Origin of the sequence: Acinetobacter lanii (genome assembly GCF_011578285.1) — a bacterium.
Taxonomy (GTDB): domain Bacteria; phylum Pseudomonadota; class Gammaproteobacteria; order Pseudomonadales; family Moraxellaceae; genus Acinetobacter; species Acinetobacter lanii.
This window is the reverse complement of record NZ_CP049916.1, coordinates 3,079,159-3,094,914: the sequence shown is the minus strand read 5'-3', so window position 1 is coordinate 3,094,914 and position 15,756 is coordinate 3,079,159. Positions and strand designations below refer to the sequence as shown.

The following is a 15,756-nucleotide window of genomic DNA, read 5'->3' as shown; positions in this document are numbered from 1 at the left end:
TTTATGACTGAGAACACTACACAAAAACATAGCTTCCAAGCAGAAGTGGCTCAACTATTACATTTAGTGACGCATTCTCTTTATTCAAATCCTGAAATTTTCTTACGTGAATTAATTTCCAATGCATCAGATGCATGCGACAAACTTCGTTTTGAAGGGATCAATCATCCTGAATACTATGAGAATGACCCTGAACTGCATGTTCGTGTCACCCTCGATTCAGACAACAAAACCATCACCATTTCTGACAACGGGATTGGTCTAAGCCAACAAGAAGCCATTGATAACTTAGGTACGATTGCAAAATCTGGCACCAAAGACTTTATGTCGAAACTGTCAGGAGATCAAAAAGCCGATGCGCAATTGATTGGTCAGTTCGGTGTGGGTTTCTATTCTGGCTTTATTGTGGCAGACAAAATCACGGTTGAATCACGTCGTGCAGGCACAGATACTGCTGAAGGCGTACGTTGGATCAGTGGGGGCACAGGTGATTTCGAAGTTGCACAGATCGAAAAAGCTTCACGTGGAACAGACATTATTTTGCACCTACGTGAAGATGCTTTGGACTATCTACAGTCGTATAAAGTAAAGCAAATCATCAATAAATACTCTGACCACATCAGCTTACCAATCGAGATGCAAAAAGAGGTGTGGCAACAAGAAGAAGCCGCTGAAGGTGAAGAAGCGAAACCAGGTCAGTACGTCAAAACCGATGAATGGGAAGCGATTAACTCGGCAAGCGCACTATGGACACGCAACAAGTCTGAAGTGACTGAAGAGCAATATATTGAGTTTTATAAAAACTTAAGCCATGACTTTGAAGCACCTCTGACTTGGGCGCATAACCGTGTTGAAGGTAGCACTGAATATACGCAACTTCTGTATATTCCAAGTAAAGCGCCACACAACATTTTCACTCGTGAAGCCAAAGCAGGCATTAAGCTATATGTGAAACGTGTGTTCATTATGGATGATGCAGACAACCTGATTCCAAACTACCTACGCTTTGTACAAGGGGTGGTGGACAGTGCTGATTTACCGCTGAACGTGAGTCGTGAATTACTGCAAGAAAGCCGTGATGTAAAAACCATCCGTGAAGGGAACGCACGTCGTATCCTGACTACACTGGATGCGTTGGCTAAATCTGAAGATGCCGCAGATCAAGAGAAATTCAAAACTTTCTATAGTGAATTTGGTGCAGTACTGAAAGAAGGTTTAGGCGAAGACATGGGTAACCGTGACCGCATCTTAAAACTACTTCGTTTTGCAACCTCAACTCATGATGAAGTCAGCACTTCTTTAGAGGCATATAAAGCCAATATGAAAGAAGGTCAGAAAGCCATTTACTATGTCACAGCTGACAGCTTAGCCGCTGCGAAAAACTCGCCACAGCTTGAGTTGTTTAAGAAAAAAGGCATTGAAGTGTTGCTCATGACGGATCGTGTCGATGAATGGGCGATGGAATTTGTCCATTCATTTGATGGCACACCAATGCAAAACGTCTCTAAAGGTGCGGTTGACTTGGGTGACTTGCAAGATGCTGAAGAGAAAAAAGCATTGGAAGCAGCAGCAGAGCAATTTAAACCTGTGGTTGAAAAATTGTCTGAGTCACTTAAAGACAAAACCAAAGAAGTGCGTGTCACCACACGTTTGGTGGATTCACCAGCATGTTTGGTCACAGGAGAAGGTGAGTTGTCACCACAATTGATCCGTATGCTTAAACAAGCGGGTCAAGCGGTGCCTGAAAGCAAACCTGTACTTGAAATCAACCCTGAGCATCCATTGGTGAAAAAATTGGATGGTTCAGCACAGTTTGATGACTTGGCCAATGTGATTTTTGACCAAGCCGTGATTGCTGAAGGTGGCTTACCTGAAGATCCAGCTGCGTACCTAAAACGCATCAATAGCCTACTTTTGAAGTAAGTTTAAATAGCTAAAGTTCTTAATAAAAACCTCCGTAAAGGAGGTTTTTATTTTCATATAATGAGAAAATGAATGTGAATTATAAAAATAATGTATAACTTTTAAGCTATTTTATCTAAATCTAATTCACTAATAAGCATATAATAAAGATTGATAAATTCTTCCGACAGATTCAATTATGAAAACCGTATTGAAAATGGGTCTTTGTTCAATCGCTTTAATTATGGCTATGCCTGCAATGGCGAGCAATTCAGATCATCAAGTTCGTAATGACCGTGTATCTGTGTCTAAAGGCATTCAACAATTTGACGTTAACCCATTTACAGACAGCAAACGTGTGATTCGTAATGACCGCGTAAGCTATTCACATCCCAATGTTGAAACAGCGACTGAAACTGTGGCTGTGCAAAAACATCGTTATGTGCGTAGTGACCGTGTCACCATTACTAAATAACATGTTTTGCTGTGTTCAAAGCCCATCTGTTGCGATGGGTTTTTTTACGCCTAGACAAAGCGCAAGCATGATTTAATAGGGCTTTAGGACTCTAAATAGAAGCATAAACATAGGTATAAACACAGGCATAACTATACAGCTTTAGGTTTAACAACCAAGCAGACACAGCTGACGAGTATGTCAGGCTTCAAGATTTCTATGTGCGTCATCTATTCAGCCATTTTTTAGATTGTCCCTGTGCTGGATCAACAGTTGATCAATCCAAATTAACTCCATTAAAGTCACTCAATTAAAGACAACCGGCTTTTAAGACCACGAACCTTAAAACACATGCCTTTAAAACAATCCCTTTAAAAGACAGACGCTTAAAGCATATACGCCTAAAACAGCGCTTCTAAACGAACTAAGGCACGGACATAGTGATCTCGGTCTTCACGTTGATCATCAAAATAGTTCAAATCACCTTGTACATAAAACCACTCACGCCAAATCGGTTGACGCCATGACACAAAAGGCCCCCAACTGTTTAAACGCAGCTGATCATTGTGGTAATAGCCACCAGTATAAATACCATAGTTAAAACGATTTTCATGGAAAAACTGATGTTGACGATAGGTACGGTTATCCCAAGTTAAGTCATCGTCTTGTTCATCGGCATAGGTTAAATAGAACTGGTTGGAAATGAAAGGCTCATTGGGGCGTGCATGGGTGAGTTCTAAATTGGTTCGAAGATAGTGTTCACTGTCGATGCCATAGCGATAAATCTGTTCAGCGTGAAAACTAAAATCATTGGCCAGTGACCAATCTTTCTTGGCTTTTAAACGGGCATAGACATCATCACCTGAGCGAATCCCGAGGTCGGCATCGAGATCAAAGGGCAGGCTTTTCGAAATTTGTGACCAGCGTAATGCAATTGAACTGTTGTCCTCTCGGATACGTTTGCCATCGACTTTTTTATCGGCTTGATGCGCGGGGTGTTCATTGGTAATGGCAATATTATCATCTAATTCATTGTCTAAAGAGTCATCACCAAATACCAGACTAAAGCGACGTTCAAGCGTGGGTAAATCAATTTTCCCGCGAATACGCGGCTTAAATTCATAACCATCATGTTCATCCCAATCGTTATCGAGCAAAATACGTAAGCTTGCGGTCGCGGGCTTATTCGGATCAGTTTCGCCAAACCAGCCATCAATGCGCTGTGCGGTACGATCTGTCCAAGCTCGAACGGACTTTTGTTTGCGGTCAATCCAACTCAGTTCTTCGGTTTGCTCAGTCGGTGGAAGCAGTTTTTGGTTGGATTGCTCCGGAAATAGTGTGGGTGTGGCATCAATCATGCGGGGTAGGTAATTGATCCAGCCTAAATTATTGTTGCTATCAAGATTTGGGTCATCAAAATTAAACGGTGAAGGCGCTGCTGTTGCGATATTGGATTGACTCACGCCATTGTTATTTTGCGTTGTTTCTGCAACAGGTAGATCAATGTTTTGTTCAGCGTGCACAGAAGCGGTTGCCATGAGGCAAAGCAAGCTCAAAGATAAAGGGCTAAGCAGGCAATTTCTAAGATTGATCATGGATTTTTTGTTCATTCTTCATCTTTAATTTGAGGAATAATCCTGATGGAATCGAACTATTCATTATTTTTTTCAAGCAACTATGCTTAAAGCTTAAATAAAGCATTGGATTTATTTTAAGCAAAATAAGGGTAAAAATAGAAGAATAAAATTGTAGTTTTAGCCGGTAAAGTAAGAGCGAAAAGCAGCATTAACCCTTAAAAATCCAATGTATGAGGATTAAAAAGGGGCTGAAAAAGAACAAAACAACAATATGCGATGAGAGGAAACTCAAAAAACGCCGTAGTGGAGGATGGAATCAAAGGTGTTCATCAGGACGTTAGATAGGGTAAATATATAAGATCATCCATTAAATACTTGAGCAAATAAGCATTCATTTAAACTTGGAAAATTTATATTAGACCAAGCTCAAACTCAAACCCGAACCCATAAGCATTGAAAAAGGTCTTGATGCTTTTGCACCAAGACCTTCTTAGAAAACCGTTTCTATCTAAACGGTTTCAGTTGTTGCTTTTTTTTATTGCTCGTACAGTAGAGAAAACGAGAGATGATGCGTTTAAAGGGTAAAACCCGTTAAAGTTTAGACGCGCATTTCTTTTCATAGACTTTACCGGCAATACCACCAATCACCGCACCACTGATCGTACCAAATACGGGCAGGACACTTCCTGCCACCGCACCAATCAGAATGCCTTTGCAGGTTGGGGTAAATTTAGATTTCTTCGGTGCCGATGTTGTTGAAGTATCAGGGGTATAGGTATTATTTGAAACGTCTGACATATGCTTACCTCGGAATAATAACAATAAATAAAAAAATATAAGCGCTACATTTAAGCTCAATAAACACAATACACTTCACATATTTAAAAGCATCATGGCTTAATCGCTCTGTGTATTTAAACTTAAGCAATTGAAGTACACACAAACCGATCTGAGCTTGTTAAATACGTGCAGTAAATTTGTTTAATGGATGGCTTGAGCTTGTGAGAACGCAGCTTGTCGTTAAAACAAGCCCATAACTATCTAATCAAAGATCACGCTCAGCTTATACAGGCAGTTTGTGGCAGAGATGTAAGACCGCTGTAACATTACTTATCTATATAGGGCAAAGCTTATGCATATAGGGCAAAAGTTTGAATAAACTCAATAGTTCCGTGAAACATACACGAGCCGATATTTTGTTGACTCAAAAAGGGGGCATAAAAAAACCTCCCAAAGGAGGTGTTTTTATCTTATAAAATAAGAAAATTGAACAAACAAATAAAAATAAAAGAAGAAACTACAGCGCTTGGATTAAAAGAATCTTGAATCTATGCAAGCATTTTAACAAAATAAATTGGCTTAAAAAGTCTCATTTTTGCAACGCTGTATCCTATATTTTGCTTATTTTTAAAGCAAAGTTTAGTTCTTCTTGGTTACGTAATATGAGGCTGTTTAAAGTGTATATCCTGTCGTTTTATATGCTTTATTTTTTTCAAATTCAATTTTATCGATTTAGTTTGATGATGAAATTCTGAGATCAATCACAGACCAGCATTGAGACAGTCAGTGCCAAAGTGGTTGAATAGACTAAGGGTTGAATTGACTACCGAGATCAATGCATTGAATGGGTATTGTATTGAGTTGCTACTCGATTAAGCGGGGACTGAATCATTCAAACCCGATCAATCATAAAAAATCCCGCAGATTTGCGGGATTTTTTGATTACATCTTTGACAGATCAATGCGGTTTTTGTGGGACATCACAGGCATCATCTGTACAGATTGCAGCATCGTCAGAAGCAGGGACTTCTGGTGCTGCATCGAGGTCAGACTCATCTTTCATCGAAGAGAAAGCTTTTTCCATCACTTCTTTCATTACTTCAACCGGTTGAGCGCCCGCCAAAGCCACACGTTGGTCAAATACAAAGAATGGTACGCCTTGAACTTTCAATTGTTCATTGGCCACTTCTTCATCGTATTTTACAAATTCAGCAAATTCGTCTGAATCTAAAACATCGTCCACTTGTACTGGGTTTAAACCAATACGAGAAGCCACGTCTTCGAGTGTTTCACGCTCACCAATCGCTAGACCTTGAGTCATATAGCTATAGAATAATGCTTCTTTGGCTTCATTGCCTAGACCTAAGCTTTGTGCCAAATGAATCAAACGGTGTGCATTGAAGGTATTGCCTGAGTTGGCTTTTTGCCAATTGAACTCAATGCCTTCTTGCTTCGCCATGTCTGCGATATTGCGTTGCATTTCTTCAACTTCAGCCACTGTACGACCATATTTCACAGCCAGTCGTTCAGTATTGGAAACTTCTTGGCGTGCAGGTGCATTTGGGTCAAGTTCATAACTGTGCCAAAACACTTCAAGCTCAATGCCTGCTTGCTCTGCGGCTTTTTCTAAACGTTTTTTACCAATGTAGCAAAATGGGCAAACCACATCTGACCAAATATCAACACGCATATGCTTTCTCTAACAATCTTTCATTGCATATTATAGTGTGGGCAATGACGAAAGAATTAAAGTCACAAAAATAAAACGCTTTGTTTTATCGCTTTTTTAGCATCAATTTTATGGGCATGATCAGGTCTTTTAGCACAATAAACGGCGTTTTTTATGGGGGGTATGTTTAAAATTGAGCTTGGGTTCTTAATATTTCGATTAAAGTTTGAGTGATTATTGATTGCTAAAACTCAATTGAAGTAGAAAAACAGCATCGGTTTATTTGATTAATAATGTGAAATAGAAACTATAAAATAGTGTTTTTAGACCAAATAAAACAAAAAAATGTTAAATTTGTCATAACTTTATGATATAAACAGCATAATTTATAAGCATAAATTAAGTTTAGATCTTCATCTAAGTCCAACTATAAATAAGTTCAGCATGTGGAGGTGCGAATGCGCCGTATCTTGATACTCATCACGATCTTGGTATTGTCCATTTGTGGCTATGTTTATTATTTGGATCTAAACGATAGCGACAAGCTCAATCGCAAAGCTTTTGACACAGTCATGTCTGAAAAAATGGAACAACTGTATGTGCAAGCGCGAAATTGGAAAAAACCGCTGAATATGCAGATCGAAGATAATCGTCTAGAAGGCGATTACAAAGTGATGTCTGAGTTTATTTTAAAATATTGGATGGACAATATCGAAGCGCGCAATAGTTATTTAAGACAACTGGATCGTGCCGATTGGGATCATTTTTTAAGTGCGACACGCTTTGAACAAGACCGTAAAGCAGCCTACCAACAAACCACGCAAATGCTGAGCATAGTCAAAACAGCCACCGCAGAATACAAAACCAAGCATGAACAGATTGGCACGAAAGCACTCGAAGATTTAGCCACGCTAGACGTCAATAAAAACATGCGCGAGTCGATGCAAGAAAAACTCGAAGCAACCCGTCAAGACAATGATGAAATTGCCTTGTTGCACATCGAAATGCAGATCTTAGAAAAAGCTGAACAGATGTTTGCAATGCTGAAAAAGTATAAATGGGTCAATAAAAATGACATGTTCTTGTTTGAAAAAGACGAGCAAGTGCGTAAGTTCAATCTTTTGTATGCCGAGGTTTTAGAGTTTCAACAGCAGATCAATGAACTGAAAAAACAGAATGCACGTTTCTTTGAAGAAGATGAATAATTGAAAATCAAAGTGTGGCAACCACGATTCAGCATACATGTTTTGTCGCATAAAATTTTTATCATAAAGGTGTTTTATTCATCAAAAAATAGCGTAAATGTCGACCATTTTGAAAATTAACCATGTTCAATAAATGATTGATCTATAAATAACAAGTACAATAATTGAATTACTCAAGTAATAATTTTTTTAATAAAAACATTACAACGTTCATTTATTCAGACATCAAATTGCATGAAAAATTTAGCCATTTTATGGGTATGTGCTTTTGTTATTACCAGTTTTTCTGTTGCATATACCTTCAGTTGGGTGGTCAGTCCCATTTGGGTCATCAATGCTGTATTGGGCTATTATCTGATTCAGCTTCGGCATACCATTAACCGTGCTACATTTCATTTTTGTTTTGTTTTCAGCATTATTTTTTCGGTGTCGGTATTGTTCGATCCCGTTAAGGATCTGAAAACCATCCTTGTTTTAAGTGGCATCAATGGCGTTCAAGTGAGTTTGTTTATTCAACTCTATTATTGGATTCGGACAAGCCAGTTTAAATTTCGCTATATTCAAACCCGTTCGATTGCGATTCCAAGCATGATCAGTGCAGCAGTGGGCGGTCTGATCTTTATGCTCATGTTCGAAATTGGTCTGAATCATTATGAATTTTTTGATTATTTTCTTGAACAAGTGGTGACATGTGCCAGTTTGATTTGCGTATTCTACGGATGGAGGCATTGGAATCAGGTTGAGTTGCGGGACTATTTGGCACTTTTAGTGGCGTGGGCTGCACAATACTATATTTCTAAAGATCCAATTTTTTATGCCTGTTTTATTTTTCCATTTTTGCTGTGTTACTTCGCTTTAAAGTATAAATTAAAAGCCTTTAGCTTTTTGGCAGGCTTGTTGGTGTTCATCTGTAGTGTCTATGTGTCCTTGCCACTAGTCGGGCAATATTGGACCGCAGAAGATGTGCATATTTTGTCACGACTCAGTTCTTATCGCTTGGCACTGGGCTGTTACTTAATCATCTTTTTATTTGTTTGCGAGATTTACCTCAACAATAAACGCTTAAGTGCCAGTTATGAGCGGATGATGTTTCGAGATGAATTGACCGGACTGAAAAACCGTCGTTATGTGCGTGAAAAAATCTTAAATGATGCCAAGTTTGAAAATGGCTATCTTGTATTGCTCGATATTGATGACTTTAAAAAAGTGAATGATGTGCATGGTCATTATGTGGGGGACTTGGTCATTCAACATGTCACGCACATTTTAATGAAGCTTAAGATATCCAATAAAGTGACCATACGTTGGGGTGGGGAAGAGTTTTTAATTTTGGTCCCTTATGCACCCGTCGAACAATGTCGAGCTGTATGTGAAACCATTTTAAAAGCTTGTTATGAAACGCCTTTTCAATATAAAGACTGTCAAATTAATGTCACAGTGAGTATAGGAGCGACCACTTTTGGTCAATTCACATTGGTGAACTATGCGCATTGGATACATGAAGCGGATATATGTCTGTATGAGGCCAAAGCAAGAGGCAAAAAACAATATGTGCTTAAAGGCTAATGTAGATAAAAAAAGGATGCCAAGCGGCATCCTTTTTATTGCATCAGTCAAAACTTATGCAGCTTTTTTTCCGAACAACCAAGAGAACCAACCTTTCTTTTCAGTGGTTGCTTCAACCGCTTGTTCTGCTTTGTTCGCAAGTTCAACTTGTTCAGTAGCCGCTTCTTTTACGCCTTCTACTGTTTCTTGAGTTTGTTCTGTTGCTGCAATCACTGTATTTTCAGCGTTTGCCACAGTGTTGTTTACAGTTTGTTGTGCTTGTTCAGCAACTTGAGCTTGTTCAACAGCAGTAGCTTGTGCATCTGCAACAGTTGCTTGAGTTTGTTCAACTACAGCATCTTTCGCTTCAGCGACAGCTTCAACTTTTTCATTCGCAGTATCTTTTGCATCAGCAACGATTTGTTCTGCTTGTGCAGTTGTATCTACAACAGCAGCTTCTTTCTTTTTAAACCAAGAGAACCAGCCTTTTTTCGCTTTGGTTTCTGCTTTAGCCGCATCAGCTTCAGCCGCTTCAACTTTTTCAACGACTGCATTTTGTGCATCAGCAACCACTTCAGTGGTGTTTTCAACCAATGCTGTTTGAGCTGTTTCAACTTGGTCTGCTACAGTTTCAGCAACGGCTTCTTTCACTGCTGCAACGTTTGCAAGCGCAGCGTCTTTTGATTCATAGATGCGGATTGCAGGAATGTCATCTACAGTCAAACCTTTCTCAGCAATGATTTTACGCACTGCTTCAAGTTTAGCTTGCGCGGCTGCTTCAGTCGCTGCAATCATTTGAGCTTGTGCATCAGTTGCTTCAACCGCAACTTTATCTTGGATGGCTGTTTGAGCTGCAGCAACGTTTGCAACAGCGGCATCTTTAACTGCTTGAGCATCTGCTTGTGCTGCTGCAACTGTAGTTTCTACAGCATTTGTTGCTGTAGGCATAGAAGCATTTGCAATTGCAAGAACTTCGTTTGCTTCTACAGAATTGGCAGCCATAGCTGAAGTGGTACCTGCTACTAAAGTAACAGCGATCGCAGTTTTAAGCGCTTTCATTGGAAAATCCTTAACTCTTCGGATGTGAAACATTTCAAGCGCCGTATAATACGCCTATAAAATATAAGATGTTGATGAATAAGATTTTATTGATTGAATTGTGTTCTAAAATTACAAACGGGTAACATTTAGGCAGTTTCTGGCTGATCTATCGTCAATGTGTGCAGTTTAACCGCTTGTCTGAGGGTTGATGAATCCGAAGATTGATTGTTGTAGCCTATTCATTGAATCCTTTTTTTCTCCCCCTAAAGTGCTTCTTGTGCGCTTAGGTCTTGTTCGAGTTCAGCTTATGAATATTGCCAAAGTGTGTGTGTTTGCCAGCTTAATCACCTCTAGTATGTTGACCCATGTCTATGCAGAAGAAGCTGCAACTTTACCGACCATTAAAGTCATGGCGGATGCTGAACTGCGAGATGAAGTGTTGACCACGGTGCAACCGTTTCAGGAAGACATTAAAGTGCGTAAGACCTTACAGCACTATATTATTAAGAAAGAGCAGGGTATTCAAAATTACGAGATTGGCAATCAAGCTCATGTGTTGAACGTTGCACCGCAAACGGCTATGCCGGATATGAGTCATTTGTCGCCTTTGCAACAAGAGTATGTTTTGGTAGTCGCAGCAGGCTTACAGTCCTCTGACCCAAGCTCAGGTATTTTTAAGATGCTTGAGCCTTTAGGCATAGACCGTGAAAAAGCGTTGAATCACGTGCAAAGTGGTGGCGGTGCGATTCAAATTAATTTAGATCAACAACGCCTGACTCAGTTGTTGGGGGATAAATGGCAGAGTAGGTTTAAATAAAGCTGATGAATTAAATCTCTGAAATTATCTTAATGAGTTATTGTATCAATGTAGATAATTTTTAAACAAAAATGGTAAAATAGTTCAAATTTATATCTCTATATTTTAATACTAATAATAATGAGATGATTCAAAGGTGGTTGTAATGAATTTGTTTAGTGATCTCAAGGCTACTGAAGTAGCTGCTTATTTTCTTACTAAATCTGATGGTCAACTTCCTGTTCTTAAATTAATGAAGTTGATGTATTTAGCAGAGAGGGAGTCTTTTAAAAAAAATCATTTGCCTATTATAGGTGATTTACTTGTATCTATGCCGCATGGTCCAGTTCTATCTTTGACATACGACCGCTTAAATGGTAATTGCAGAAATACTTATATGAGTGAACTCTTATCAGATAAGGAAAATTACAACATTTCATTGAAAAAAGATATCTGTATAGATAGTGATTTGAAGTATTTAAATTATGACGAAGTAAAAGTTTTAGAAAGCGTATGGAATGAATTCGGTCATATGGGGAAATGGGAAATAAGAGATTACACACACAATGGGGGATGCCCAGAATGGACTGATCCTAATGGATCAAGTGTGCCAATCAGTTACAAAGAGTTGTTTAAAGCATTAGATTTTGATGATGATACAGCTTCAAGTATTGAAGAGTATCTCAATGAAGAAGTGGAAATAGATGATTTTTTTGCAAGCTTAACGTAGGATTTGATTTTTTATGGTTGGGAATCACGATTCAGGGGATGATGAGGGATATGAAGATAAAATTAAAGATAATACAAGTTGGGATGCAAAAGCGGGAGATACTTTATTAGTTCCATCAGGTCCATCAGGAAATCATTTATTTATAGTTTTATTTGATCCGCAATCACCAATAGATATAAGTTTTGGAAAAAAACTTCATTTAGCTCAAGTGAATTTTACATCCGTGCGTTCAGGAATGAATTACGATTCCACATGTATTGTTGAACCTGGTGACCATTCTTTTATTACACATAAAAGTTATGTAAATTATAGTCGCCTAAGATACGAAGAATATGAACCTATTAAAAGAGGTGTACAAAATGGTAGATTACTTCTCCATGAACCTGTGACATATGATCTTTTATGTAGAATTAGAGAAGGTGCTATAACGTCCAATAAGACACCAACATTTGTTAAATATGAAATACAAAAATTATGTGAATATTTAAAAATGACTAAATCAGCATAAGAAAACCCCGCAATAGCGGGGTTTCTTTTGGTCACGTATTTAAAACTTAAACACGTTCGATCACAGTTGCGATCCCTTGACCTAGACCGATACACATGGTCGCAAGACCGATTTGTGTATCTTGTTGTTCCATCACGTTCAACAATGTTGTTGTGATACGTGCACCTGAACAACCCAATGGGTGACCCAGTGCAATTGCACCACCGTTCAAGTTCACGATGTCTTGTTTCTCATAAAGACCTAAGCCTTTAAGTACAGACAAACCTTGCGCAGCAAATGCTTCGTTCAATTCAACCGTTTGAATGTCGCCGATGCTTAAGCCAGCACGTTTAAGCGCTTTTTGCGTTGCAGGAACAGGACCGTAACCCATGATCGCAGCATCACAACCTGCAACCGCCATAGAGCGGATTACTGCACGAGGTTTAAGACCCAAAGCTTGCGCACGTTCATAAGACATAAGCAACATTGCAGATGCACCATCAGACAATGCTGAAGAGGTTGCCGCAGTCACTGTACCGCCTTTCGGATCAAACACAGGACGTAATGCTTTGAACGCTTCAAGGTTCGCATCAGGACGAATCACTTCATCGATGTCACACAGTTGAAGTTTACCTTCAGCATCATGACCTTCAATGCCAATGATTTCGTTTTTGAAACGACCCGCTTCAGTTGCAGCCCAAGCACGGCGGTGAGATTCAACACCAAACGCATCTTGTTCTTCACGAGTAATCCCGTTCATACGACCCAACATTTCAGCGGTTAAGCCCATCATGTTAGACGCTTTAGCATAGTGTTTAGATGCTTGAGGGTTTAAGTCGATACCGTGCATCATCCCAACGTGACCCATATGCTCAACACCACCGATGATGAAGATATCACCTTGGTTGGTTGCGATTTGCGCCGCAGCAGTATGAATCGCTTGCATAGATGAACCGCATAGACGGTTGACAGTTTGACCTGCAACAGTCTTAGGAAGATCAGCCAATAACGCAATGTTACGACCAATGTTCATACCTTGCTCTAGAGTTTGGTTCACACAGCCCCAGATCACATCTTCAACTTCATTCGTATCAAACTGGTTACGAGCAACCAATGCGCGAACGAGCTCAGCAGATAAATTGTCGGCACGTACGTTACGGAACATACCGTTTTTGGTTTTACCCATTGCTGAACGAACGCCATCAACGATGACAACGTCACGTGGATTTAAATTAGCCATTCACGTTGCTCCTTAACCGTAGAATTTTTTGTTGTTAGCAGCCATGTCACGCAACAATTGTGGCGCTTCATAAGCTTTACCTAAATGTGCATATTTGTCGCAAAGCGCAACGTATTCAGCCACACCTGTTTGATCGATATAACGTGCTGGACCACCACGGAATGGAGGGAAACCCACACCCATGATCATTGCCATATCTGCTTCAGCAGGCGTTGCCACGATGTTGTCTTCTAAGCAACGAACCGTTTCGTTACAGAATGCAAGCATCATACGGTCAATGATTTCTTGCGCATCAAACTCGCGTTTTTCGCCAGTCACGACCGGAGCAATCACGTCATACGCGGTTGGATCAACAGTTTTGGCTTTCTTACCTTTTTTGTCCAATTCGTATTTGTAAAAACCAACGTCGTTCTTTTGACCCAAACGTTTTGCTTCATACATGGTTTGAATCGAACCTTTATAGTCCGGTTTCATACGGTCAGGGAAGCCTTCAGCCATCACTTCTGCACCGTGAACGCCAGTATCAATACCGACAACGTCCATCAAGTAAGCAGGACCCATCGGCCAGCCGAATTTTTCCATCACTTTATCGATTTGCTGGAAGTCAGCACCGTCTTTAAGAAGAAGGTCGAATGCACCGAAGTAAGGGAACAAGACACGGTTTACCAAGAAGCCCGGGCAGTCATTTACCACGATTGGTGTTTTACCCATTTTTTGTGCAAGTACCACAGTCGTTGCAATCGCTTCAGGTGAAGTTTTCTCACCACGAATCACTTCAACCAATGGCATCATGTGTACCGGGTTAAAGAAGTGCATACCCACGAAGTTTTCAGGACGTTGTAATGCTTTCGCTAAACGTGTGATTGAAATCGTAGAGGTATTTGATGCAATGATGGTGTTTTCACGGACTGATTTTTCAGTATCCGCAAGTACCGCTTCTTTGATTTTCGGATTTTCAGTGACTGCTTCAATCACGATGTCCACTTCTTTAAACTCGTCATAGCTTAAAGTTGGGCGGATACGTGCAAGGGTTTCACCCATTTGAGCGGGTTTCATTTTTTTGCGTTCAACTTGTTTAGTTAACAAGCCATTCGCTTCTTTCATACCCAGTGCAAGTTGTGGGTTACCAATATCTTTCATGATGATTGGTGTGCCTTTGCTTGCCGCTTGATAAGCAATACCGCCACCCATGATACCCGCGCCTAGAACAGCCGCTTGGTTGACAGGGTGCGCACCTTGCTCATATTTCTTCGAAGTTTTCTTCACCACTTGGTCATTTAAGAATAGACCAATCAATGCACCAGACTGTGGCGTCACCGCAGCTTTAGCAAAGTGTTCAGCTTCTTGACGAAGTGCGCCTGCACGGTCAAGGCTAGAACCTGCTTGCATAGAATCAAGCAATAGTTTTGGCGCAGGGTATTGCGCAGGATTAGCTTTCGCCAGCACCACACCTTTAGACGAGTTAAATGCCATCATTTGTTCTAATGGACCTAACTTGATCGGGTCTAATTTTTCTTGGCGTTTTGCTTTCCAATCTAAACGACCTGCAATCGCTTGTTTTACCAAGTCAATCGCTGCATCGGTCAGTTTGTCAGCAGGCACAACAGCGTCAACTGCGCCGTCTTTCAACGCTGCATCTGGACGTTTGTTGGCAGAAGTGGCAATCCACTCCACCGCATTGTCGATACCAATCACACGGCTTAAACGAACCGTACCACCGAAACCAGGGATGATGCCGAGTTTAACTTCTGGTAGACCGACGGTTGCTTTGTCAGACATGACACGGTAGTCACACACCATGCACATTTCAAAGCCACCGCCCAATGCGATACCATTGATTGCAGCAACTTTAGGAATGTCTAAATCTTCAAAGCTGTTGAAAATGTCATGAACAGGCATTGCCCATTCCACAATTTTGTCAGCGCCTTGCGCGAAGTTTTCACCAAATTCAGTGATGTCGGCACCCACGATGAACGTAGATTTGCCTGAAGTCACGATAAGACCTTTAATCTCAGCGTTTGCTTTAACCGCAGCGATGGCTGCTTTAAAGTCTTCAATTGTTACACGGTCGAATTTGTTAACCGACTCACCTTGTAAGTCAAAGCGGAATTCTGCAATTCCGTCCGAAAGTATTTGGACGGTAATGGCATTGCCAGCGTGGATCATGCCCTGATCTCCTTATTTTGGAGGACTTCTAAGTTGATGTTTTGAAGCGTGTACGCCAATCCTGCGCACATCGATGCTTCGCTAATCTTACGATAACTATATCCAAAAAGAACATAACAAGTTGTATCAAGCCGTGACGCAAGGGTCATCTATTTTTTTCGATA

Annotated in this window: 13 protein-coding genes; 7 read left to right on the top strand and 6 right to left on the bottom strand. The window is 40.3% G+C overall.

Features of this window, described 5'->3' with window-relative positions; translation table 11 throughout:
- Window positions 1–3: 3 nt before the first annotated feature.
- Both htpG and G8D99_RS14110 read left to right on the top strand, forming a co-directional pair.
- Window positions 4–1,923, top strand: a complete 1,920-nt coding sequence (gene htpG, locus G8D99_RS14115; RefSeq protein WP_166326967.1) for a molecular chaperone HtpG — start codon at window positions 4–6, stop codon at window positions 1,921–1,923.
- A gap of 178 nt (window positions 1,924–2,101) precedes the next feature.
- Window positions 2,102–2,377 carry a hypothetical protein gene (locus G8D99_RS14110; protein ID WP_166326965.1) on the top strand — a complete coding sequence of 92 codons (276 nt, stop codon included), beginning with the start codon at window positions 2,102–2,104 and terminating at the stop codon, window positions 2,375–2,377.
- A gap of 380 nt (window positions 2,378–2,757) precedes the next feature.
- On the opposite strand, the gene G8D99_RS14105 is transcribed toward G8D99_RS14110, so the two are convergent.
- The 3 genes from G8D99_RS14105 to G8D99_RS14095 form a co-directional block, all read right to left on the bottom strand.
- Window positions 2,758–3,894 (bottom strand): hypothetical protein, encoded by a 1,137-nt coding sequence (locus G8D99_RS14105; RefSeq protein ID WP_406741495.1) that lies wholly within the window; start codon window positions 3,892–3,894, stop codon window positions 2,758–2,760.
- A gap of 630 nt (window positions 3,895–4,524) precedes the next feature.
- Window positions 4,525–4,731 carry a hypothetical protein gene (locus G8D99_RS14100; protein ID WP_166326963.1) on the bottom strand — a complete coding sequence of 69 codons (207 nt, stop codon included), beginning with the start codon at window positions 4,729–4,731 and terminating at the stop codon, window positions 4,525–4,527.
- Between the two features lie 940 nt (window positions 4,732–5,671).
- A complete protein-coding gene (locus G8D99_RS14095; protein WP_166326961.1) occupies window positions 5,672–6,403 on the bottom strand; it encodes a DsbA family oxidoreductase in 732 nt (243 codons plus the stop codon).
- A gap of 437 nt (window positions 6,404–6,840) precedes the next feature.
- Between G8D99_RS14095 and G8D99_RS14090 the strand changes: the two genes are divergently transcribed.
- Both G8D99_RS14090 and G8D99_RS14085 read left to right on the top strand, forming a co-directional pair.
- Window positions 6,841–7,587 carry a hypothetical protein gene (locus G8D99_RS14090; protein ID WP_166326959.1) on the top strand — a complete coding sequence of 249 codons (747 nt, stop codon included), beginning with the start codon at window positions 6,841–6,843 and terminating at the stop codon, window positions 7,585–7,587.
- Window positions 7,588–7,821: 234 nt separating this feature from the next.
- Window positions 7,822–9,153, top strand: a complete 1,332-nt coding sequence (locus G8D99_RS14085; protein WP_166326957.1) for a GGDEF domain-containing protein — start codon at window positions 7,822–7,824, stop codon at window positions 9,151–9,153.
- Between the two features lie 54 nt (window positions 9,154–9,207).
- On the opposite strand, the gene G8D99_RS14080 is transcribed toward G8D99_RS14085, so the two are convergent.
- A complete protein-coding gene (locus G8D99_RS14080) occupies window positions 9,208–10,191 on the bottom strand; it encodes a hypothetical protein (RefSeq protein ID WP_166326955.1) in 984 nt (327 codons plus the stop codon).
- 190 nt (window positions 10,192–10,381) lie between these two features.
- Between G8D99_RS14080 and G8D99_RS14075 the strand changes: the two genes are divergently transcribed.
- From G8D99_RS14075 to G8D99_RS14065, 3 genes are all read left to right on the top strand, one after another.
- A complete protein-coding gene (locus G8D99_RS14075) occupies window positions 10,382–10,990 on the top strand; it encodes a hypothetical protein (RefSeq protein ID WP_227554332.1) in 609 nt (202 codons plus the stop codon).
- A gap of 145 nt (window positions 10,991–11,135) precedes the next feature.
- Entirely contained in the window at window positions 11,136–11,699 is a 564-nt protein-coding gene (locus tag G8D99_RS14070; RefSeq protein ID WP_166326953.1) for a Panacea domain-containing protein, read from the top strand.
- Between the two features lie 13 nt (window positions 11,700–11,712).
- Window positions 11,713–12,207 carry a hypothetical protein gene (locus tag G8D99_RS14065; protein ID WP_166326951.1) on the top strand — a complete coding sequence of 165 codons (495 nt, stop codon included), beginning with the start codon at window positions 11,713–11,715 and terminating at the stop codon, window positions 12,205–12,207.
- 46 nt (window positions 12,208–12,253) lie between these two features.
- Here the strand turns inward: G8D99_RS14065 and fadA are convergent, their stop codons facing one another.
- A complete protein-coding gene (fadA, locus tag G8D99_RS14060) occupies window positions 12,254–13,426 on the bottom strand; it encodes an acetyl-CoA C-acyltransferase FadA (RefSeq protein WP_166326949.1) in 1,173 nt (390 codons plus the stop codon).
- 12 nt (window positions 13,427–13,438) lie between these two features.
- On the bottom strand, window positions 13,439–15,592 hold the full coding sequence (gene fadB / locus G8D99_RS14055; RefSeq protein ID WP_166326947.1) for a fatty acid oxidation complex subunit alpha FadB: 2,154 nt from the start codon (window positions 15,590–15,592) through the stop codon (window positions 13,439–13,441).
- Between the last annotated feature and the right edge of the window lie 164 nt (window positions 15,593–15,756).

Coding starts and splice junctions, on each gene's coding strand:
- htpG (WP_166326967.1), top strand. CDS start 4: ATGACTGAGAACACTACACAAAAACATAGCTTCCAAGCAGAAGTGGCT.
- G8D99_RS14110 (WP_166326965.1), top strand. CDS start 2,102: ATGAAAACCGTATTGAAAATGGGTCTTTGTTCAATCGCTTTAATTATG.
- G8D99_RS14105 (WP_406741495.1), bottom strand. CDS start 3,894: ATGGCAACCGCTTCTGTGCACGCTGAACAAAACATTGATCTACCTGTT.
- G8D99_RS14100 (WP_166326963.1), bottom strand. CDS start 4,731: ATGTCAGACGTTTCAAATAATACCTATACCCCTGATACTTCAACAACA.
- G8D99_RS14095 (WP_166326961.1), bottom strand. CDS start 6,403: ATGCGTGTTGATATTTGGTCAGATGTGGTTTGCCCATTTTGCTACATT.
- G8D99_RS14090 (WP_166326959.1), top strand. CDS start 6,841: ATGCGCCGTATCTTGATACTCATCACGATCTTGGTATTGTCCATTTGT.
- G8D99_RS14085 (WP_166326957.1), top strand. CDS start 7,822: ATGAAAAATTTAGCCATTTTATGGGTATGTGCTTTTGTTATTACCAGT.
- G8D99_RS14080 (WP_166326955.1), bottom strand. CDS start 10,191: ATGAAAGCGCTTAAAACTGCGATCGCTGTTACTTTAGTAGCAGGTACC.
- G8D99_RS14075 (WP_227554332.1), top strand. CDS start 10,382: ATGAATCCGAAGATTGATTGTTGTAGCCTATTCATTGAATCCTTTTTT.
- G8D99_RS14070 (WP_166326953.1), top strand. CDS start 11,136: ATGAATTTGTTTAGTGATCTCAAGGCTACTGAAGTAGCTGCTTATTTT.
- G8D99_RS14065 (WP_166326951.1), top strand. CDS start 11,713: ATGGTTGGGAATCACGATTCAGGGGATGATGAGGGATATGAAGATAAA.
- fadA (WP_166326949.1), bottom strand. CDS start 13,426: ATGGCTAATTTAAATCCACGTGACGTTGTCATCGTTGATGGCGTTCGT.
- fadB (WP_166326947.1), bottom strand. CDS start 15,592: ATGATCCACGCTGGCAATGCCATTACCGTCCAAATACTTTCGGACGGA.